Origin of the sequence: Enterococcus sp. AZ009, from assembly GCF_050548785.1 — a bacterium.
In the GTDB taxonomy this organism is placed as follows: Bacteria; Bacillota; Bacilli; order Lactobacillales; family Enterococcaceae; genus Enterococcus_D; species Enterococcus_D entomosocium.
Window position 1 is genome coordinate 1,399,378 of the sequence record NZ_CP172960.1, and the last position, 21,443, is coordinate 1,420,820.

22 protein-coding genes and 1 tRNA gene are annotated in these 21,443 nt (G+C 42.0%); 19 read left to right on the plus strand and 4 right to left on the minus strand.

The window, feature by feature from the left end; translation table 11 throughout:
- Window positions 1–169: 169 nt before the first annotated feature.
- Together IGJ74_RS06755 and IGJ74_RS06760 are read right to left on the minus strand one after the other, a co-directional pair.
- Window positions 170–334 carry a hypothetical protein gene (locus IGJ74_RS06755; RefSeq protein ID WP_008381128.1) on the minus strand — a complete coding sequence of 55 codons (165 nt, stop codon included), beginning with the start codon at window positions 332–334 and terminating at the stop codon, window positions 170–172.
- Between the two features lie 214 nt (window positions 335–548).
- Window positions 549–893, minus strand: coding sequence for a DUF4828 domain-containing protein (locus tag IGJ74_RS06760; protein WP_008381130.1), 345 nt, complete (start codon window positions 891–893; stop codon window positions 549–551).
- Between the two features lie 182 nt (window positions 894–1,075).
- On the opposite strand from IGJ74_RS06760, the gene sfsA reads away from it, so the two are divergent.
- From sfsA to IGJ74_RS06815, 11 genes are all read left to right on the plus strand, one after another.
- Window positions 1,076–1,801: a DNA/RNA nuclease SfsA gene (gene sfsA / locus IGJ74_RS06765; RefSeq protein ID WP_005236955.1), complete on the plus strand. Its 726-nt coding sequence runs from the start codon at window positions 1,076–1,078 to the stop codon at window positions 1,799–1,801.
- 18 nt (window positions 1,802–1,819) lie between these two features.
- Window positions 1,820–2,821 (plus strand): Gfo/Idh/MocA family protein, encoded by a 1,002-nt coding sequence (locus IGJ74_RS06770; protein WP_008381134.1) that lies wholly within the window; start codon window positions 1,820–1,822, stop codon window positions 2,819–2,821.
- 14 nt (window positions 2,822–2,835) lie between these two features.
- Entirely contained in the window at window positions 2,836–4,110 is a 1,275-nt protein-coding gene (locus IGJ74_RS06775; RefSeq protein WP_016621253.1) for a DEAD/DEAH box helicase, read from the plus strand.
- A 66-nt stretch (window positions 4,111–4,176) separates the two neighbouring features.
- Complete coding sequence (locus IGJ74_RS06780) at window positions 4,177–6,891, plus strand: sigma 54-interacting transcriptional regulator (RefSeq protein ID WP_016613177.1); 2,715 nt, start codon at window positions 4,177–4,179, stop codon at window positions 6,889–6,891.
- Window positions 6,892–7,025: 134 nt separating this feature from the next.
- Window positions 7,026–7,343, plus strand: a complete 318-nt coding sequence (locus IGJ74_RS06785) for a PTS sugar transporter subunit IIB (RefSeq protein ID WP_005229471.1) — start codon at window positions 7,026–7,028, stop codon at window positions 7,341–7,343.
- Between the two features lie 38 nt (window positions 7,344–7,381).
- Window positions 7,382–7,699 (plus strand): PTS lactose/cellobiose transporter subunit IIA, encoded by a 318-nt coding sequence (locus IGJ74_RS06790; RefSeq protein WP_005236949.1) that lies wholly within the window; start codon window positions 7,382–7,384, stop codon window positions 7,697–7,699.
- A 102-nt stretch (window positions 7,700–7,801) separates the two neighbouring features.
- Window positions 7,802–9,217 (plus strand): PTS sugar transporter subunit IIC, encoded by a 1,416-nt coding sequence (locus IGJ74_RS06795; RefSeq protein WP_371179804.1) that lies wholly within the window; start codon window positions 7,802–7,804, stop codon window positions 9,215–9,217.
- 87 nt (window positions 9,218–9,304) lie between these two features.
- Window positions 9,305–9,526, plus strand: coding sequence for a hypothetical protein (locus tag IGJ74_RS06800; protein ID WP_081118753.1), 222 nt, complete (start codon window positions 9,305–9,307; stop codon window positions 9,524–9,526).
- A 42-nt stretch (window positions 9,527–9,568) separates the two neighbouring features.
- Window positions 9,569–9,754 (plus strand): DUF3188 domain-containing protein, encoded by a 186-nt coding sequence (locus IGJ74_RS06805; RefSeq protein WP_010749336.1) that lies wholly within the window; start codon window positions 9,569–9,571, stop codon window positions 9,752–9,754.
- Entirely contained in the window at window positions 9,754–10,167 is a 414-nt protein-coding gene (locus IGJ74_RS06810; protein ID WP_086292815.1) for a DUF3284 domain-containing protein, read from the plus strand. Before IGJ74_RS06805 ends, IGJ74_RS06810 begins: the two co-directional genes overlap by 1 nt.
- A gap of 60 nt (window positions 10,168–10,227) precedes the next feature.
- On the plus strand, window positions 10,228–11,409 hold the full coding sequence (locus IGJ74_RS06815; protein WP_218193238.1) for a GNAT family N-acetyltransferase: 1,182 nt from the start codon (window positions 10,228–10,230) through the stop codon (window positions 11,407–11,409).
- Between the two features lie 76 nt (window positions 11,410–11,485).
- On the opposite strand, the gene IGJ74_RS06820 is transcribed toward IGJ74_RS06815, so the two are convergent.
- Window positions 11,486–11,557, minus strand: a tRNA-Arg gene (locus tag IGJ74_RS06820).
- A 69-nt stretch (window positions 11,558–11,626) separates the two neighbouring features.
- On the opposite strand from IGJ74_RS06820, the gene IGJ74_RS06825 reads away from it, so the two are divergent.
- The 5 genes from IGJ74_RS06825 (at window position 11,627) to IGJ74_RS06845 (ending at window position 15,801) form a co-directional block, all read left to right on the plus strand.
- Window positions 11,627–12,559, plus strand: a complete 933-nt coding sequence (locus IGJ74_RS06825; RefSeq protein ID WP_016613182.1) for a hypothetical protein — start codon at window positions 11,627–11,629, stop codon at window positions 12,557–12,559.
- Window positions 12,560–12,655: 96 nt separating this feature from the next.
- Window positions 12,656–13,351 (plus strand): ThuA domain-containing protein, encoded by a 696-nt coding sequence (locus IGJ74_RS06830; protein ID WP_218193237.1) that lies wholly within the window; start codon window positions 12,656–12,658, stop codon window positions 13,349–13,351.
- 107 nt (window positions 13,352–13,458) lie between these two features.
- The gene (locus tag IGJ74_RS06835; RefSeq protein WP_218193236.1) at window positions 13,459–14,583 is read left to right on the plus strand and encodes a hypothetical protein; all 1,125 of its coding nucleotides are present in this window, start codon (window positions 13,459–13,461) and stop codon (window positions 14,581–14,583) included.
- A 278-nt stretch (window positions 14,584–14,861) separates the two neighbouring features.
- Window positions 14,862–15,062, plus strand: a complete 201-nt coding sequence (locus IGJ74_RS06840; RefSeq protein WP_003126918.1) for a cold-shock protein — start codon at window positions 14,862–14,864, stop codon at window positions 15,060–15,062.
- A gap of 106 nt (window positions 15,063–15,168) precedes the next feature.
- Window positions 15,169–15,801, plus strand: coding sequence for a YfbR-like 5'-deoxynucleotidase (locus IGJ74_RS06845; protein WP_008381147.1), 633 nt, complete (start codon window positions 15,169–15,171; stop codon window positions 15,799–15,801).
- 98 nt (window positions 15,802–15,899) lie between these two features.
- Here IGJ74_RS06845 and IGJ74_RS06850 read toward each other — a convergent pair whose 3' ends face one another.
- On the minus strand, window positions 15,900–16,670 hold the full coding sequence (locus IGJ74_RS06850) for an SDR family oxidoreductase (RefSeq protein ID WP_077452593.1): 771 nt from the start codon (window positions 16,668–16,670) through the stop codon (window positions 15,900–15,902).
- 212 nt (window positions 16,671–16,882) lie between these two features.
- On the opposite strand from IGJ74_RS06850, the gene IGJ74_RS06855 reads away from it, so the two are divergent.
- From IGJ74_RS06855 to IGJ74_RS06865, 3 genes are read left to right on the plus strand one after another with little or no spacing between them, the layout of a single operon-like run.
- Window positions 16,883–19,639, plus strand: coding sequence for a helicase C-terminal domain-containing protein (locus IGJ74_RS06855; RefSeq protein WP_218193235.1), 2,757 nt, complete (start codon window positions 16,883–16,885; stop codon window positions 19,637–19,639).
- A 48-nt stretch (window positions 19,640–19,687) separates the two neighbouring features.
- Window positions 19,688–20,188: a DUF5590 domain-containing protein gene (locus IGJ74_RS06860; protein ID WP_005236934.1), complete on the plus strand. Its 501-nt coding sequence runs from the start codon at window positions 19,688–19,690 to the stop codon at window positions 20,186–20,188.
- A 50-nt stretch (window positions 20,189–20,238) separates the two neighbouring features.
- Window positions 20,239–21,432 (plus strand): pyridoxal phosphate-dependent aminotransferase, encoded by a 1,194-nt coding sequence (locus tag IGJ74_RS06865; protein ID WP_008381156.1) that lies wholly within the window; start codon window positions 20,239–20,241, stop codon window positions 21,430–21,432.
- The last annotated feature ends 11 nt before the right edge of the window (window positions 21,433–21,443 follow it).

A 21,443-nucleotide genomic window follows, 5' to 3' on the forward strand; every position in this document is an offset into this window, starting at 1 on the left:
TAAGAGAAAACTTAGCATTTAATTGCGTAAGACCGATCCCTCAGTAGACAAACTGAGACGTTACGTGACTAAGGTTGTTTACTGTAAATAATAGCTAACAAAAAAACTTACCTTCCTATAAAATAGAAGGCAAGTTTTTGTGAATTGACATAGGGTCAAACTGATTCACTTAGCGACGATTGGAATGGATTCTCGGGTTTTGGTTTTGGACTCTGACGGGAACTTTCACCGCCTTCGTTTCTTGTTGCATAGCCAATTTTGCTAAAAAGAATGTCCCAGCTAACAATGCAGCTAAAGCAAAGATGGAAAAGAGTGAAATAAAGGTCGTTAACATAAAAATCCCTTCTTTCTATTTAAAATAAATGTGGAAGGTAGGAATCGAACCTACACCTTAATCTATGAACGATCAAACATCACTCAACGGAACACCTTGTTCAACCACTTGTTAAGTTAATGATAGCATGGATTGCCAAGAAATGCTGATAAAAAGTCTGAGAATTGACCGAAGAAAATGTGAAGAAAACATGAACTTGTCTTTCTCAGCGATTTTAGATGATTTTTGTCAAAGAATAGTGGCAATCTTCTGCTTCATCATATAAAGTAATGACGGAGCCTTTTTGTTCAAGAACTAAATGATAGCCAAATGTGTCCAGTAAAACTAACCGCATCGGAGTCAATTCAACGATGGAAGCAGTCAAAGGCTTGCCTTCGATGGTCAACGAATAATCATTGGCTATTTCTATCGTGACATCTTCTTTTGTCTTGGAAGTAAAACGCCAATTACCAATGAAATTCTGGCGATTCTCATTTTTTTGTTTTTCTTTTCGCAACAGCAAGGAGCTGACCACGCCCGTTGCAAGAGATAAACCAATCAAAATAGACCTTTTCTTCATTTATACACGTCCTATCATTTACGATTCATCAAGTTGTGCCTTGTGGACAGGTGTCCACTTTTTCGCACTAGAAAATAATTGCCATAAGTATACCATGAGAAGGTAAAAAAGCATGGTACTTTAGTTTGAAGTTTAGAAGTTTTTATCAAAATATGCTATGATTCAAAAGAGCAGGTGAGAAAATGAATTATCCGAATACCCTTTTAGCCACGTTTCTCGTGCGAGACAACCGGTTCATTGCCCGATGTCTCGTTGACGGTCAAGAAGTAATCGTCCATGTAAAAAATACCGGACGAGGAAAAGAGCTCTTGCACAAAGGTGCGCTTGTTACCCTGCAATATTGGGACAATCCGAAACGCAAAACCAATTACGACTTGATCTCAGTCAAGAAACAAGACCAATGGATCAACATCGATAGTCAAGTACCGAATCGTTTAGGCTATGAAGGCCTCTTGGATGGCACGATCCAGTTGCCAAATATCAAAGGGAGAATCGCGCTTTTGCGAAGGGAAGTTGTCTATAGGACATCAAAATTCGACCTTTATTTTGAAACAGATGAACAAGAAAAAGGCTTTTTAGAAATCAAGGGAATGACCCTTGAAAACAAGCAAGTCGGTGCTTTTCCAGATGCACCCACCATTCGTGGCTTGAAACACGTCAATGAATTGATCCATGCCAAAGAAGCTGGCTATTATGCGGCGGTTTTGTTTATGATCCAATTTGAAGCGGTGCAAATCGCCACGATCCATCGACAGATGCAACCGGATCTGGCCACTAAAATCGCTGAAGCGCAAAGCAAGGGTGTCGAAGTGTTTGCCTATAATTGCCAAGTAAACCAAGGGATGATCACGGTCAAAGAACCAATCCCTTTTGATTTGAATGTCGTCTTTGACGACCCTAATCTATAGAAGAAAGAAGGAAAAAACATGATTCATTTAGGGATTATCGGCACAAATTGGATCACCGATCAATTTGTACAAGCAGCCCACGAAACCAAACGCTATCAATTGGTTGCCGTATACTCAAGAAAGTTAGCAACGGCACAACGTTTTGGAGAAAAATATGGGGATATCGAGTATGCGACCGATCTGGACACTTTTTTTGGCTTAGCTCATATGGACACGGTCTACATCGCGTCTCCGAATAGTTTGCACTTTGAACAAGCCAAGCAAGGTATTTTAGCAGGAAAAAATGTCATTGTGGAGAAGCCAGCCTTTTCAACGCCTGAGGAAATGGCGGAGATCATCGAATTGGCAAATCAGCAACAGGTATTATTCTTTGAAGCAGCTCGCAACATCCATGAAGCAAGTTTTTCTACTGTAGCCGAATTCTTACCGACACGCGGTGCCATTCTTGGGGCGAACTTTTCTTATATGAAATATTCGTCTCGTTATGACGCTGTACTAGCTGGGGAGGAACCAAATATTTTTTCTCCACATTTTTCTGGCGGTGCCTTAGCGGATTTGGGCGTCTATCCGATTTATGCGGCGGTCGCTTGGTTTGGCAAACCGCAAGATGTTCATTATTTTGCCCGTAAATTACCGACTGGTGTAGATGGTATCGGGACTGCAGTGTTGCGCTATGCTGACTTTGATGTCACAATCCAAACAGGAAAAATCGCTGATTCAGAGTTGCGTTCAGAAATCTATTTTGAAGACGGTACATTAGACCTAAATGCCGTCAATGCCATCGAAGAAGCCGCATTTTATGAGCGAAAAACAAAACAAACCCAGGCATTAGCAGTAAGTGCTTTAGAAAACCCGATGATCGAAGAAGCACAAGACTTTGCAGACATCATCGAAAACAAAAATGATCCCCAACAAGGACAACGGTATGAGGAATGGGTGGAACTTGCTCGCAGTGTCAACGAAACCATCGCTCTTATGCGTAAACAAGCAGGCATCATTTTTGATGCAGATAAAAAATAAGGAATGGAACATTTATGACAGTATTTGAATTGACACAATTGCCAGACATCTGGCAGGAAAAATGGCAAGCGGCAGGGTATCACGCACCGTCCTTGATCCAAGAGAAAACCTTTGGCCCTTTAAAAGATGGTGAGTCTGTCATTGGAGTCTCACCGACCGGTTCTGGTAAAACATTGGCGTACCTCTTGCCACTGTTAACAAAAGTCGAGGTAAAGCAAGGCAATCAGTTGCTGATTTTGACTTCTTCACAAGAATTAGCGATGCAAGTCACAGAAGTGGCCCGAGAATGGGCCCAAGCCATTGGTTTGACCGTTCTGCCGCTAATTGGTGGCGCAAGTACAAAACGCCAAGTGGAAAAACTGAAAGACAAGCCCGAGGTCTTGATTGGCACCCCAGGCCGAGTGTTAGAATTGATCAAAGCAAAAAAAATCAAGACCCAGCAGTTGCAATCGTTGGTATTAGATGAGGTTGACCAATTATTGAAAGAAGGGGCCTTCACACTGGCTGCCAAGATCAATCAAACATTGCCAAAACAAATCCAGCGTAGTTTCTTTTCAGCAACCGCTAACGAAGTGATTGATGAGATTCGACCATTGGTGACAAAAGAGCCGCTGATCATTGATGTTACCCAAGAAGATCAGAGCAAAGGCGTGATCCATCACTACTATTTGAATTATCCGCAACGACGAATCGTGGATGCTTTAAGGCGCTTTGCTCATTTACCAAGCTTTCAAGCCTTGGTTTTCTTCAATGAATTAAGCGCAATGGGAAATGCAGAAGAAAAACTGCTGTTTCACGGCTTGCCGGTGGCATCATTAGCATCTGACCAAAACAAACTTGCCCGAAAAGGCGCACTGGAGAGCTTCCGTCAAGGAAAACTAGTAGAATTATTGACGACCGATGTCGCCTCTCGCGGCTTAGATGTGGTGGATTTGCCTTATGTCATCAATACGGAAGTCCCGTTAGAAAAAGAATCCTATCTGCACCGGGCAGGACGTGTTGGACGAATGGGCAAAGAAGGAACCGTCGTCACGATCGTTCAAGACCATTCGTTGAAGGATTTGAAAAAAATCGCGAATCAATTGTCCATAGAACTCAAGGAAGTCTATCTGCATGGGGGACAATTACACACAGAAGCACCTGTTATCGAAAAGGAAAGCAAGAAAGAAACGAAAATAGTAAGTGTGCAGAAAATTTCCAAGAAAACATCTGAAAAATTACACACTCCTGTTAAAAAGACCAAGAAAAAGACGAAAAAGCAAAAAGACAAAGGAAAAAGACGCCATTGAGCGTCTTTTTGTGTTACCATTAACGTTGTTTATTATTAGTGTGTAAAAAAATGAGGAGGCTATCGAATGAATTCGCGAAAAGAAGAGATTTTTCAAACGATCGAACTGCATAAGCAAGGGTTGACCGCAGTTGACGTCGCTAAAATCTTACAAATCGATCGCAGCAATGCAAGCCGTTATCTCAGTGAGCTTTATAAAGAAAAGAAAATCGGCAAACGTTCCGGCCGTCCGGTCGTTTATGAGCCATTAGAAGAAACGGTGCATGTGGATGTTTCCTCTGAAGTGAGTTTTGAAAGTCTTGTTGGGGTTCAAGCTTCTTTAAAAGTAAGTATCCAGCAAGCCAAAGCAGCAATTTTATATCCGCCTAGAGGACTCCATACCATTATTTTTGGAGAGACAGGTACCGGTAAATCCCTATTTGCCGAATGTATGTATCACTTTGCGGTTGAATCAAATATGTTAGAAAAAGATGCTCCTTTCGTATCGTTTAATTGTGCGGATTATGCACAAAATCCGCAGTTGTTGTTTGGTCACATCTTTGGCATCAAAAAAGGGGCCTACACAGGTGCTGCAGAAGATAGTCCAGGACTTATGGCAAAAGCCGATGGCGGCATATTGTTCTTGGATGAGATCCATCGACTGCCGCCAGAAGGCCAAGAAATGCTCTTTACCTTCATTGACAAAGGGATCTACCGCCCATTAGGGGAAAGCAACCAAGTTCATGAAGCCGCCGTGCAGATCATTGGTGCCACCACTGAATCATCAGAAACCTTTTTGACGACCTTCAATCGGCGAATTCCCATGGCTATTACTTTGCCAAATGTGGAAAGTCGTTCGCTAGATGAACGGTATGAAATCATTTCCTTGTTTATCAAGCAAGAGGCGACCCGTCTAAATCAGCGGATCGATGTCGAGCGAGATGCGATATTGGCCTTTATGCTCTATGATGCAGAAGGCAACATCGGTCAAATCAAGCGAGACCTGAAACTCGTCTGTGCGAAGGCATTCTTACATTATCGGACCTATGGGAAAAAACACCTCCTGATTCGAAAAGGCGATTGCTCACTGCAAGTTCAAAAAGGGCTGTTGAAGATCAAAGAAATGTCAGAACGCTTGGATCGGTTTTTAGATGGCAAAGGCGACTTTCTGAGTTTCGAACCCGGCGACCCAGATGTTGTCTGGTCTCGTGATCCGCAACGGAATATGCAGGTGTACAATGAGATCGAAGAAAAAGTCAGCACACTGATTGAAACCGGTGTAGCCAATGTAGATTTAGAAAACTTGATCTCTAAGGATGTGGATGCCTACTTTGAAAAATATGTCGAAGAATTGATCCAAAACCCTGTTCATAAAGAGTTGATTCCAGAAGACATTTGGAAACTGACCAATGTTCTTTATGACTTGGCAGGTCAGAGGTTAGATCGAACTTATAGTGAAAAAGCCCGTTTTGCCTTTGCGTTGCATTTGCAAAGTACGCTGGAACGTGTTAAAGAGGGACATATGATCGTTCATCCGGATTTGAACACAATTAGAAAAAACTTAAAATCCGAATTTCAAGTGGCAATGGATTTATCGACGATCATTGAAGAGGAACGTCATGTCGAGATCCCATTTGATGAAATCGGCTTTATCAGTATGTTTTTAGCGATTCAAGTCAAACAGCCTTCGCCATTGCCCCTTGAAAAAATCGAGATCATTGTCTTGATGCATGGTAAGGCAACTGCCAGTAGTATGCTGGAGACAGCCCAAGAGCTGCTGGAGACCGACCATGGCAAGGCAATGAATATGTCTTTGGATATGGAAGTCGGGCAAATGTATGACCAGCTGTTGAATTATATCAATGAAAACAAAGAGAAGATGAGCAATGGCTTATTGCTTTTAACCGATATGGGCTCCCTCAATTCATTTGCGAATTTGATTTCCGAAGAGACGGGGATTCGTACGAAAGCTATTTCGATGGTCAGCACGATGATTGTTTTAGAAGCTTTGCGGATGGCAGAGAGTGGGCGCAGTTTAGAAGATATCTACCAAAACATTCAGCGTTCTTTTGAAACCATCGTACAAGAACAGTTCCGTACGGTTCGTGAAGCAAAAGGAAATAAAAAGGCAGTCATCGTTACTTGCTTTACTGGGGAAGGTGTCGCTGCCAAACTTTATCAACGAATTTATCCCGTCGTCGATCAATCAAAAGTCGAGATCATCCAAATGCAATTTATTGAAAAAGAAACCTTCAAAAAACATATTGACGGCTTGCTAGAAGAATATGAGATCAAAGCTATTGCCGGCACCGTCGAGATCGATTATCAAAACATTCCGTTTTTCTCCGCCTATGATGTTTTTGATGACAATCGCTTGAATGTGCTAAAACGAATCGCTTCAGATGAAGTGCCGATCGAAAAGATCGTGCGTTCATTGGAAAATACGATAACTCATGTTGGGTCCGTCTATCATCTGATCGAAAGCCTGCAACGAATCGTTCATCAGATTCAAAATCAATTGCATGTGATTGTAGAACCAACCGTCGATGCAGGATTAGTCATTCATTTAGCCTTTTTGGTAGAAAGTTTATTGAAGAAGGAGCCTTCCCGTACTTTCGTCAACTTAGCTACTTTCCAAAAACGGTACCGAATTGAAATGGATGTTTTACGAACCCATTTATTACAAATTGAAAAAAATTATCAAATCAAATTTTCTGAAGATGAGATCGCCTATTTAACCCAAATGTTTTTAGAAAACAAAATCAAAAATTATGATGAATCCGCACACAATTTTAGTGTGTAATGAAAAAACTGCGAGTGTGTAAACGAGAAATTGGTTCAGACCATTGATAAATAAAGGTCTGAACTTATTTTTTTTTGGCACGCTTTTTGCTTTATAGTAAAGTGTAACTTACAACAGAAAGGAGCAGATGCGCGATGGCGAAAAAAACGATTATGCTGGTTTGTTCAGCAGGAATGAGTACCAGTCTATTGGTGACAAAAATGCAAAAAGCAGCCGAAGCTAAAGGAATGGAAGCAGATATCTTTGCTGTTTCAGCTTCAGAAGCCGACCAACATTTGGAGTCAAAACCAGTCGATGTTCTATTGTTAGGACCACAAGTACGTTTCATGAAATCACAATTTGAACAAAAATTAGCACCAAAAGGCATTCCTTTGGACGTGATCAACATGGCAGACTATGGCATGATGAACGGCGAAAAAGTATTGCAACAAGCAGAAACATTAATGAACTAAGATTTTTTAGGATCGAAGTGTAAGGAGGATTTTTAAAGATGGATGAGCAAAATTTGGAAGCCATTATGGGATTGATCATGTATGGTGGTAATGCAAAAAGTGACGCAATGGAAGCAATCGCGGCAGCAAAAGAAGGGAACTTCGAATTAGCTGACCAAAAAATCAAAGATGCTGAAGCATCTCTTGTGGAAGCGCATCATTCGCAAACAGGATTGTTGACACAAGAAGCGCAAGGCAATCATATGACCGTGACATTGTTGACCGTGCATTCACAAGATCACCTAATGACGTCAATCGCATTTACCGATTTAGCGAAAGAAATCATTGATGTCTATCGACGTCTAAATAACGAATAATCTTTGAACGGATAGAAGTAGTTATTGTCGATGATTCAAAAAATCTTCTTTGACGAATAGAACTTATAGGAGGAATTAAGAATGGATGGATTAACAAGTTGGATGGAGAAGTACATTCTCCCTGTAGCTGCAAAAATTGGAGCCCAGAAGCACTTAGTTGCATTACGTGATGCCTTTATTGGAACAATGCCTGCTACTATGGCTGGTTCGATCGCAGTAATGATCAACGCGATCATTCGTGACTTACCACCGCAATTTTGGCCGAGTTATGATGCCAGTACCATTCCAGTTATTCGTGAAATTATTAGTATCAATGGCTTCGTATGGAATGGTACATTGGCTGTTGCTGGTTTAGTATTTGCCTTTTCTTGGGGATATAATCTGGCTCGTGCTTATCGAGTGAATGATCTCGCAGGTGGGATCGTTGGAGTAGCGACACTGATTCAAGGAATTGCTTTTTCATACAGCACTTCTGTGGCGACAGCTGTTCCAACAGCTTTGATGGATGAAATCAATGCTGGGTCAGCAACTTCCGGATGGTCTGCAACAGCAGATGCAATTACAGCAGGTGGATGGGGTTGGTTGAAACTCGATCATCTAAACGGAAACGCTTATTTTACCGTAATGATCATGGGGGCTATTTCAGTTATTATTTTCTGTAAATTGATGTTAGCTGATATCACTATCAAAATGCCTGATTCAGTACCGCCAGCAGTATCGAAAGCGTTCGCTGCGATTTTGCCGGCAACAATTGCCTTATATGTCATTGCTATTATTAACTTTATTGTCGGTAAACTGACTGATGGACAATTAATTATTGATCTTGTCCAAAAATATATTGCAGAACCATTCCTAGGCTTGTCTCAAGGGCTTGGTGCAGTACTGATCGTAACTGTTTTTGTTCAAATTTTCTGGTTCTTCGGAATCCATGGTCCAAACGTACTAGCTCCAGTTTTAGAAGGTATTTGGGGACAAGCGCAGTTGATCAATATCGATATTTTCCAAAAAGGATATGAAGGACAAACCGGTACTAACGCGGTTCTTGCCGCAATCGAAGATGGCAAGGCATATATGTGGGTACGCGGATCCTTTGACTCATTTGCTTGGTTTGGCGGTTCAGGCGGTACAATTGTATTGCTGATTGCTATTTTGATCCTATCAAAACGTGCGGATTATCTAACTGTTGCAAAATTGTCAATCGGACCTGGTGTGTTTAATATTAATGAGCCGGTAATGTTCGGTCTGCCAATCGTATTGAATGCGATCATGTTTATTCCGTTCATTATTGCTCCGCTAGTAGCCACTTCAATCGGTTGGTTAGCAACGTACTTTGGTTTAGTAGCACCTGTTTCACAACAAGTAACGTGGGTCGTTCCACCAATGTTGCTATCATTCTTGGCAACAGGAGCTGACTGGCGTGCCCCAATCGTAACGTTGGTATGTATGGTCGTTACATTCTTCATTTGGGCGCCATTCGTTATTTCAGCAAATAAAATTGATCCAAAACTAGGCGAATAGACCTGTAGATTGTGAGGAACTGCTATGGCTTCGCTTGAAGTAAAGCAGTTCCTCCTTTTATTATTGATTATTTAGGAGGAAAAGAATATGATTTCAATAGCAAGTGCAATGCAGCAAGATGCCATCAAAGAATTACTTGAAGGATATAACGAAGATGGAATGTCTTTTACATTCAAAGAAAAACAAGGAATTAAACTTATTTTTACTACGACAGCTTCCGATTCAGAAGCGGCGGCAAAAAAAGCAAAAGAATTGATCAAAGCACAGCCTTGGGGTTCTGTTTTATACTTTCAAGCAGTTAGTGTTTGAGTAGGTTCTCTGTGGATCAACGAATAGATAGGATGATTGAAAATGATAAAAAACGGCTTGTTTATATGTAGTATCGGTCTACTCGTAGTCCTATACAGTATGAATCCAAGTAATCAGCAGTTAGATATATTCAGTTTTACAACAGGTATTTTCTTGCTTATTTCTGGCAGTCTTCTGTTCATGAAAGGAAAGAAGAAAGCCGAAGAGTCAGATAGGAGGAAGTCTTAATGAGAATTGAAAAAGATTTATCGATTCCAGCAAATGTCTTTTACGATCAAATTATGGATTCTGTTATCTTTGACATACGAAAAGCAACTGGAAAAACACTTTCTAGAAAGCAACTGGCAGGATTTCAATATGTAAAGGAATTTTCTACTACGAGTCGTGCGAAGATCGAAATCGAAGAAATCATTGAAAATCAAGTTTATCAATTCAAAACAGAAACAACAAAAAATGAATTTGTCGCTCGCTATGAAGTAACGCCACTTGATGGAAAGAGTAGCAAAGTCATTTATACGGAAACCATGAAATCACATGGCTTCATGCAGCAATTAAATGACATGCTCTTAGGTACGATTCTAGGATATTTCAAACGCAAGCAATTTAAAAAAATGTTGAGTATGATGGAAGAAGCATATTAAGGGGTCGACTGACGCCTTTTTTGCGTTTCTTGCGTGTTTTCAAGTAGAGGAGATGAAGGAATGACAGATGTCAAAAAAATGACCGAATTTGGTTCGCAAGAAGTACTGGACTTGGTTTCTTATGCCTTTCAGTGGGAATTGAATGAACCAAATATCAAGCGCTATCGCAAGCTTGCGGAAAATTCTTGGAATTATGGTTCCTACGATGGGAATGGAAAATTGGCGAGCCAAATCATGGCAACGATTTTTGATGTGAACTTTCATGGAACGAGTTATCCGATGGCAGGGATCGGTTTTGTGGCTTCGTATCCAGAGTATCGCAGCCAAGGTCGGATCGATCGGATCATGAAACAAATCATTAAGGACTGCTATGAACAAAAAATCGTTCTTTCCTATCTGGCACCTTTCTCCTTTGCTTTTTATCGCAGATATGGGTATGAGTATACTTTTGAACGGACGGTTTATGAAGTCGATGCGCATCAATGGCCCGATGGCAAGAAAGTGAATGGAACGATTCAACGCATGAATTGGGAGGAAGCACAGCCGATCATTCACGAGATTTATCATCAATTGCCGCGCCATCAAAAGGGCGGACTGATTCGCCAACCCTGGTGGGAAGAAATCAAGTTTGTTTTGCGACGACCGTATACGTTTGCGATTTATCGCAATGAAGCAGGGGTCCCTGAAGGCTACTTGATTTACTTTATCGAGGGAGGACGTTTCGATATTCAAGAGTGGGGCTATTTGACTGCGAATGCTTACCAAGGATTTAATCGGTTTATCGTCTCCCATGCAGATTCAGTAGCACAGATTAACTATCGACCAGGGTTTGATGGGGAAGTCCTACAAGCAAACGCGGCCAAACCATTGGCTCACTACCAAGTGCGCCCGGACATGATGGCGCGCGTCATCGATGTGGAAGGGTTTCTAAAAAGTTATCCATTCACATTGAAAAAAGCCGGCGGTTTTGCCATAGAAATTCAAGGGGATGAATATGCCCCATGGAATAATGGCTGTTATGAAGTGACAATCGAAACCGCTCAGCATCAGGTCACGAAAACGACGGCTACCAAGCTGCCAAAAGCAACCTTGTCGATTCAGCGTTTTGTGCAGCTGTTCTTGCAGGCACAATCCCTCGATTCTCTGGTCTTTTTCCAGCAAATGGAAACGGAGAAGGAAGCTGCAGTGATGATTCAGGAAAACTTACCAGACGGAAAGCCGATTCTGGAAGATTATTTCTAAGCAAATCGAGGCAGAGGTATTTACTTTCCAACAAAAAAAGATTCCTTAAAAATAAGGAATCTTTTTCTTCAAAAAACGTTCCCTGCCGGAATCGAACCAGCAACTAATCCTTAGGAGGGACTTGTTATATCCATTTAACTAAGGGAACACAATAGCTATATTTTACCTGTTATTCGTGTTTCTCGCAAGATGAGAAGGAAAAGAAAGGAAGAAAAACATGGTCAAACGATTGATAAGTGCAAACTATAGTGAAATCAAAGAAATGTCGGCGCAAGAATTGAAACAATCCATTAAAGCGAGCGAAGGACGAGTAATCGTCTGTGAAACGGTGGTTCAAACCATGCCGCAAGCTGGCGATATTACCAACGCAGAAGTCGCGGCAGCTTTTGGGGCTGACTTAATTTTGTTGAATGGGTTTGATTGTTATCGCCCAGCTATTTTTGGGATGCCTGGTATCACATTGGAGCAGCTGCTTGATCCTAAACAACCGATTGAAAACCCGATTCCTCAACTAAAACAACTGATTGGACGACCTGTCGGCATCAATCTTGAGCCGATCCCAGCTACGACGGAGATGATGAGTGAAAAGATCAGCATCAGTCAAGGCCGAACAAGTTCGGTTGACACCATCAAAAAAGCCCAAGAACTCGGGGTGGACTTTCTCTGCTTTACAGGCAATCCTGGAACAGGTGTGACCAACCGAGAAATCGCTAAAGCAGTAAAATTGGCAAAAGAACATTTCTCTGGGTTGATCATCGCTGGAAAAATGCACAGTGCCGGCTCAGATGAGCCTGTGGTTGATCGAGAAGCCATCATTTCTTACGCTGAAGCTGGGGCAGATATTTTGTTACTGCCTTCCGTTGGCTCGATTCAAGGCTTTCTAGAAAAGGATCTGATTGAAGCTGTTCAAATTGCCAAACAATATGACTTATTGACGATGTCAGCGATCGGAACGAGTCAAGAAAGCGCACGTCCAGAAACGTTGCGGCAATTAGCCATTATCAACAAAACCTGTGGGGTCGATCTGCAGCATATCGGTGATGCCGGCTATGGCGGCATGGCACCGACCGAAAATATTTTTGAAACATCGGTTGCGATTAGAGGCATGCGCCATACGATCAATCGTGTCGGGCGTTCAATCAACCGTTAAATCAGAAAAAAATACTAGCGAAGGAAAGCGAAGAATCGTTCTGCTTCGCTTTTTGCATTTTTTTCGCTAAGTTAGAAAGAAAGGAGGGAACACAAAATGAAACAAGCATTGATCATTTATGGAGGTTGGGAAGGACACGCCCCAAAAGAGACCAGTCAGTTTTACCAAACGTTGCTGGAGTCAGAAGGATATCAGGTGACACTCGCCTCAGATTTTGAACCTCTCTATCATAAAGAAGAATTAAAAAGGCTGGATCTGTTGATCATGAATTGGACGCGAGGAGAATTGCCTGATGAGCCGCTGCAAAATGTCACTCAGGCTGTAGCAGAAGGATTGGGATTAGCAGGGGTTCATGGCGGTTTTGCCTCGGCTTTTCAAGCCAGTAAAGGCTGGTTGTTTATGACTGGTGGCTGTTTTTTGGCACATCCTGGCGGCTTGAAAACGACCTATAGCATCGATCTTACGACAGATCACTATATTACGGCAAATACGCAATCGATCCCTCAGTTGACGACGGAGCAATACTATTGCCTGGTTGATCCAGCCGTCACTGTGTTAGCTACCTCAACATTTGCCGCTAAAGATCATCCGAATGCAGCTAACCAAGAAGTCATACTGCCAATGATGTGGATCAAAAAATGGGGCAAGGGCAGAGTCTTTTTCCAATCCGTTGGACACAGTCTAAAAGAGCTGAAAGAGCCGACCATTCAAACTTGGACCAAACGAGGCTTTCTATGGGCCACCAGAAATACATTGACAGATCCGCTGAAAAATAGCCAGTATAGTGATTAATCAGAAAAACGAATGAGGAAATAAATGCGTGCAATCGTTTTACTTTATGGAAGAAAATAAGCATGGTACACTTTATTTGTATTTGATTAAGCAGGAGGTAATGTGGAATGGGAAAATTTGGAAAAAGTTTTTTATCGCAGGTAATATCTGACGGAATCAAAGGACCATTTGTCACGATCATGCTCAATACGCATGTCGGCCACCAGAATGTCGAAAAGGATCAAATCAAATTTAAGAACTTTGCCAAAGATGCGAAGCGCCGTTTTGAAAAAAAATACCCAGAACATGCTTGGGATCTTTTTCAAACGAAAATTGATGAACTGCTTGCAGATCAATCATTTTGGCGTAACAGTACAACAAGTGTGGCGGTGATTACCACCCCAGAAGAGGTACTGGTCCATCGGTTAAGTATTCGTGTGGATGATCAATATTACGTAGGGGAAACTCCTTATGTATTAGCTGTCATCAAAAACGCACAATTTAATTACCCATTTTATCTCTTAGCGTTGAATCGCGATTCAATGCAAGTCTATCAAGTTGAAAACAATCAAGTGCGTGAAGTCGAGTTGCCAGAAGAGGCACCGACAACGATCGAAAAAGCGCTGGGGGAAGAAATCACTGGCGGCGGCAACTTTAATTACAGTGCCCAAGGTGGCCCTAACTCAGGAGGAGAAGGCGTCGCTTATCATGGCTTTAGTGCCAAAGACGAAGAGGTCGAGATCGATCACGTCAACTACTACCAAGCAGTTGATGCATTTTTCAAGAATGATTTTTCAAACGAAGAGCATTTACCAATGTATCTTTTTGCGTTGCCAGAAAATCAAACGCTGTTTAAAAAAGTGGCAAAAACCAACTTTTTCAAAGCAGAACCAAGTATTTCTTCTTCACCAGCGTCGTTATCTTTGAAAGAGATCCAAACGTGTACGCAAAAGCTGATTGCGGAGTTGACACAAAAAGAAGTTGGGGAATACGGCAAGCTGTTGGATCGAAAATTTATTGACCAATTGGTTGATATCGTGCCTGCAGCCAAAGAAGGCCGCATCGCCAATCTGTTTGTGGCTACCTCAAATCTCGCCGATGGGTTTGGAGAAGATCCTGATACAGAGTACGATCGTCGCCAAGTGTTAAATACGCTGGCAATCGATGTTTTAGAAAACGGCGGTGAGGTATCTATCTTGGAACAAAAAGATGCCCCTGGAGAAAAAAGTTTGACGGCGATTTTGCGTTACTAAACACAGTTGCGTCGTTCATAAATAAATCGTTTCCATAAAAGAGAAGGCTGTTGCAGATCTTTAATGCAGCAGTCTTTTTGTGAATTATAAAAAAATAAAGGCGTTTTCATTTTTTTTGATTTTCTATTAGTCATAATGAAGATAATGTGCTATAATACAAAGTGTAGTTTTTGTTACGGTAAATTATGGTAGCTTGTTTCATCTTAAACATCTTCCACATTTTCACCTTATACAAGTAATTGCAAAATATGTGTATAAACACAAGGAGGATTTTTATTATGGAAACAGGTACAGTTAAATGGTTTAACTCAGACAAAGGTTTTGGATTCATCACTGCAGAAAACGGTAACGATGTATTCGTTCATTTCTCAGCTATCCAAGGCGAAGGCTTCAAAACTTTAGAAGAAGGTCAAGCAGTGACTTTCGATATCGAAGACGGACAACGTGGCCCTCAAGCGACTAACGTTAACAAAGCATAATTAGTGAATGCCTTTTAAGAGCAGCTTAGCTGCTCTTTTTTTGTGCGCGAGATATTTGCTTGCAGACAATGGAGTTGTTATACTCTTAAAAAAAGGAGGCACATTTATGGGATTGAATGAATTTATTCTCGGATTGGCTAATTTAGAAAAGATCCAACGAGCGCCGGGTTTTTTTAAGTTTACTGAGCACAGTGTAGCTGCTCATTCATTTCGAGTAACTATGATTGCCCAGACCTTAGCTGATATCGAAGAAAAGGCGGGGAATCAAGTCAACTGGCAAATTCTCTACGAAAAAGCCTTGAATCATGATTACACCGAACGTTTCATCGGTGATATCAAAACGCCGGTCAAATATGCGAACAAAGAATTGCGGGCAATGTTATCAACCGTTGAAGAAAAAATGACCGATGCCTTCATCGAAGAAGAAATTCCAGGAAGCTTTCAAGCAACTTATCGCAGACGCCTAGCGGATGGCAAAGACAACAGCCTTGAAGGGCAGCTATTAGCAATTGCGGATAAGATCGATCTTTTGTATGAATCTTTTGAAGAGATCTCAAAGAGCAACCCAGATAAAGTATACAAAGAAATGTTTCGAGAGGCCGTTTTAACTGTCAAAGAGTTTCAGCATCGTCCGTGTGTCACTTATTTCTTTGAAGCCATTTTTCCAGAGTTACTAAATGCAGATTTTTATGGCAAGACTGCCTTTCTAGAAGAAATCGCGGCTTTGGTGGAAAAATAACCAAAACGAAAAAACGAAAAATCAAGAAATGATTCATCTCAAGGGCTTCAATGAAACAAGTGAGGGGATCAGGTTTGATTTTTCGTTTTTTTGTTGGATTAAAGTAAAGATTCCGCTCCATCAATATAGACTTCCGTTCCAGAAATATTGCCCGCAGCCTCTGAAGAAAGAAAAAGCACAAGGTTGGCGACTTGTTCTGGCACGCCTGTTTCTTGCTTTAATGGTCGAGAACGTTCTGGATATTTGACGGGGATCTCAACGCGAGCAACTTCTTCTTCAATTTCTGTGTTGGCATCGATATTCGTTGCGATCGCCCCAGGACAGATAGCATTGACCCGAATATTATAACCGGAAAGTTCCAGCGCAGCCATTTTTGTAAAGGCAACTTGTCCTGCCTTAGATGTACTATAAGCTGTCGCACCAAAATTGCTAAAGATGCGGTTTCCATTGACTGAACTCGTAATGACAATGCTGCCACCGTTTGTTTTCATAAAGGGAATGGCCGCTTTGACGGTAATAAAGGTACTGCGTAAATTTGTGTTGATCGTCTGATCCCATTCTGCCACCGTCAGCTCTTCGATCGGTGTCCAGGTACCGTTGATGCCGGCATTGACATGGAGTACATCAAGTCCACCTAGTTCTTCCACAAGACCACTCATTGCTTCTTGCAGCTTATCCGCTTCGGTGACGTCAACCGCTCGATAATGGGCTTGTGCGTCATAGTCAGCAAGAAACTCCTGCAGCTCTTTCTCATTGCGATCAATCAACCCAACAAGTGCGCCCTGGGCTAGAAATTGTTCTGCCACTGCTTTTCCAATTCCTGAAGCAGCCCCCGTTACAATCACTCGTTTGTTTTTGAAATCATTCATTTTTTTCGCCTCCTTATAGTAAATTATAAAAAAGATCCCTTTTTTTGTCGAAAAAAGCGATCAGTGACCAGCAAAAAACTCTTTCAGATGGGACACGCGAACGGTTAGCTTTCTAGTTTTACCTCCTGAGAACCCTTGTATCTAGTGGGAAAACAGATGTAATCGCCATTGATTTTGTAGTATAATGCAGACAGTGTGCAAGGAGGAATACAATGAAACCCATATACGCTGTGGTGGATCTTGAAACAACAGGAACCGATTCGACGGTTGATCGAATTATTCAATTTGGCTGTGTCTTAGTCCAAGATGGCAAGATCATCAATCGTTTTGCCGCAGATATCAACCCTGACCGCAGAATTTCTAAGCAAATTCAACGATTGACACACATCACAAACCAACAAGTAAGCAAAGCGCCATATTTCGAAGACGTAGCTGATACGATCTATAACTTACTCAGTAACACGATTTTTGTGGCGCATAATATTTATTTTGATTATCATTTTTTAAGCAATGAATTTGTGCGTTGCGGGCTGCCACCTTTATCACTTCCCGGAATCGATACGGTGGAATTGGCACAAGTGTTTTTACCAACAGAAAGCAGCTTTCGTTTAGGTGACCTAGCAGACAGCATTGGCTTTCGTCATGATAACCCGCATCAAGCAGATAGTGATGCAGAAGTGACCGCAGCTTTATTTTTGTATATCGAAGCGATCATGCGAGAACTGCCACGGACGACCCTTAAACAAATTGCGCTTTTAAGCGGTCAAATGGGTATGCAAACGAGTGACTATATCCATGGGATCTTAAAAGAAAAAGGACCAGAGTTGGCGGAAGATTTCGAAGTGATCGACGGCGTCGTCCTGCGAAAAAAAACTGTTCCGCTTTTTGAAGCCACGCATTTTCAAGAAACGTATCCGAAAGTAAAAACGGAAAAAGAACAGCGCTTTGGCCAGCACTTAGTCTATCGGAAACAACAAGCACGCTTGATGAATGCAGTGTATACGCATTACACCCAGCCAGAGAAAAATCTGATCATTGAAGCAGAAACAGGCATGGGGAAAACCATTGGTTACTTGTTTCCAGCCGCCTATTTAGTGACACCAGAAAATCCGTTGATCGTTAGTACCTCTTCAATTCTATTGCAAAATCAAATCATCAACAAAGACATTCCTTTGGTAAACCAAGTACTGCAGCAACCTTTGCAAGCAGTTTTGGTCAAAAGTCATCGTCATTACATTGATTTGCAGCGTTTTAAAGCGACCCTTGATCAACCGATAGAGCAAAAGCAATATGCGCAATACCAAATGGGGATCTTAGTTTGGCTGACTAAAACAGAAACGGGGGATTTCGATGAATTGAACTTGGTTCGACTTGATCATCCTTTATTTACCGACATCCGCCATCGCGGCGTTGCTTTTTTAGCCAAAGATCAACCCTTCTATGAACAAGATTTTGTTCGACATTTATATAAGCGGATGGCGCAAAGCAATGTTTTGATCGTCAACCATGCCTTTTTGATGCAGGAAAACCGGCGAGCGCAGCCACTGTTGCCAACGAGTGATTACTTATTGATTGATGAAGCCCAACAGTTGCCGCAGCAAGCAGAAGGCTTTAGTCAACATGTCTTTGACTCTGCTCACTTCAAGCGGCAGTTTTTACAGCTAAATGAAGAAGGGCTATTTGAAGAAATTGCCCAAATCATTACCGAGGATGACTTTCTGCAACGGATGTTCTCGTTGTATCGAAACGCGTTGTCGATCTTGGTCGAAACACAAGAACAGTATTTTCGCAGTTTGTCGATCGATGCGCCAGAGCTACAAGTCGTGCACCATGACGACCTCTATGATGGCACGTTAGAACAAGACAAGCTGCATCAGAAATTGAGCCTTTACTATCAAGAAATCAATGAGATCCAACAACAGTTGCGTCAGCGATTCGAGTTGACCAATGATCGGTGGTATGCAAGACAACGAATCGTGATTGCTCGTTTGTTTGATTTCTTTGGTCAAATGGAAACCCAGGAACAAACGGTGACCGCATGGTTGACTTGGTGGCATCCTCGTTACGTTCATTGGTTGAAAAAGCATCCCCAGTCAGGAAATGCTGTGATTGAATTAGCTGATCTAGAAGGGCATTCGATCGTGGAAAGCACGTGGTATCAACGCTATCAGCACATCATTTATCTTGGGGGGACATTGAAGATTCCAGGAAATAAAGAATATTTTGCCCATCAGATTGGCTTGACCGATGTGCCAGTCAAAACGATTCCCGCTTTTTATGACTACAGCAAACAAACTCGACTCTATGTAGTTAAAAAAGGACTCTCGATCCAACAAGCATCAGCTGCCGAATACGCGGATTATTTAGTCGAAGCGTTAGTCCCAATTTTGTTTGACAATCCGCAACCAGCGCTTGTGTTGTTTACGGCGCACGAAACTTTGAAAAATGTCTATGATCGATTGAATAAAAAAGCCCTGCATTACGGCAGAGAAATCGTTGCTCAAGGAACTGGCGGAACCCGTGAGAAAATCTTAAAGAAATTTTTATTAGCGGAAAATGGCATCTTATTAGGGACTAGCAGTTTTTGGGAAGGGGTCGACCTACCAGGTCAGGCCTTGAAGATCGCTGTGGTGACTCGCTTACCTTTTGAGAATCCTAAGCAACCTATGGTCCAAGCACGGCATGCCTTCTTGGAAGCAGAAGGCATCGATTCTTTCAAAGAAGATGCCTTACCTAAAGCGATTCTACGGCTACGCCAAGCGTTGGGGCGCTTGATCCGTTCTGAAGAGGATACAGGCGTGATGGTCGTCCTTGATCGACGCTTGTTATCAACGAAGTATGGCAAACGGATGGTCAAAGGTCTACCTAAAAACTTACCTCTGATTGAAGCTAGTCCAACCGAAATTGCCGAAGATATTCAACATTTTTTTGCGCAAGAGGAAAAAGCGGCGGTTGATTTTGAAAAATGAGTCGAACATCTGATATAATGAGTTTTATTTAAGATTGGAGTACGAAGTGTGAAAACAAAAGACAAAGAACATCGGCGAGTGATTATTTTGCTGAGTGCGATCACGGTTTTACTGGTCGTTATTCTCTTCGCTTCTATTTTCTATCTCCGTTCTTCTCGTCCAATGCGGCAAGCAAGAAACGAAGCGATCGAAATAGCAGAAAGATACACCGATTTAGCAGAGGTCGAACAATTTTATTGGTTCACCCGTGAGGAAACATCTTTTAGCATTGTTGGAAAAGATACGAATAACAATGAGATCGTCGTGATCATTCCTAAAAGCGGCGAAAAGGTTTCCGTTTTTAATCAAGGGGATGGATTGACGGAAGCACAGGCCAAGGCCTTCGTTCGCGACAACCATCAAGGGCAGGAAATCCAAAAAGCAGCATTGGGTATTTTTAAAGGCGAGCCCGCTTGGGAAGTCATGACTAAAGACGACCAAGGCCGCTTGAACTATTATTTGATTGGTTTCAAAGATGGAGAAGAAATCAAAGCGGTCACTGAACTATAAAAAGGCGCTTTTGATAGACAGAAATTTGGATCGTAGGAAGGATGATAAACATGGTACTTTCAAAAAGAGCAGAAAAATTAGAACCCTCCGCTACGTTAGCGGCATCTGCTAAGGCAAAAGCATTAGCAGACCAAGGTGTAGACGTATTAAGTCTAACCGTCGGTGAGCCCGACTTTATTACCCCGAAGAACATTCGCCAAGCAGCGATTGCAGCGATTGAGAGCGGCAAAGCTAGTTTTTATACAGCAACTGCTGGGATTCCAGAGCTAAAACAGGCGATTCTTGCTTATATGAAAGAGTTTTATGGTGCTGACTATGATTCAAACCAAGTGATCGTGACAGATGGCGCGAAATTTGCTTTGTATACGTTGTTTCAAGCGCTTCTTGATGAAGAGGATGAAGTACTTATTCCAGTTCCTTACTGGGTCAGTTATGCGGAACAAGTCCGTTTAGCAGAAGGGACACCTGTGTTTGTTGAAGCTAAGCAATCAGCAGATTTTAAAGTTTCTGTTGCTCAATTAGAAGCCGCTCGTACAGAGCAAACGAAAGCCATCATTTTAAACTCGCCTGCCAACCCAACAGGGGCGATATACTCAAAAGAAGAATTAACGGCAATCGGCAACTGGGCAGTGGAAAATAATATTTGGATCATAGCGGATGATATCTATGGTCGTTTGGTTTATAACGGCAATACCTTTACATCAATCGCTAGTCTATCAGAAGAGATCCGCAAACAAACCATCGTGATCAACGGCGTTTCTAAAACCTATTCTATGACTGGGTGGCGGATCGGATTTGCTGTCGGCGATGCAAAAATCATCAAAGCGATGGTCGATATCGCTTCCCAAGCTACCAGCAACCCGCCGGCTGCTAGCCAATACGCTGCAGTTGAGGCACTGACTGGTAATCAAGAATCGATCGAAGTGATGCGTCAGGCCTTCGAAGAACGCTTGAACAAACTATATCCGCTAATTGCCGCTATTCCTGGTTTTCAGGTGACGAAACCCCAAGGCGCTTTTTACTTGTTCCCAAATGTCAAAGAAGCCATGACAATGTGCGGCTATCAAACCATTGATGCCTTCGTAGAAGCTTTACTAATGGAAGCCCACGTGGCAGTAGTGACTGGTGCTGGTTTTGGCACACCGGATTATTTACGGATCAGCTATGCAACTGATTGGGACACGTTAGCGGAAGCTACCAAACGAATCCATGATTTTGTTGAAAAGAAGCGCCAAAAAGCTTAAAATGCTCTATG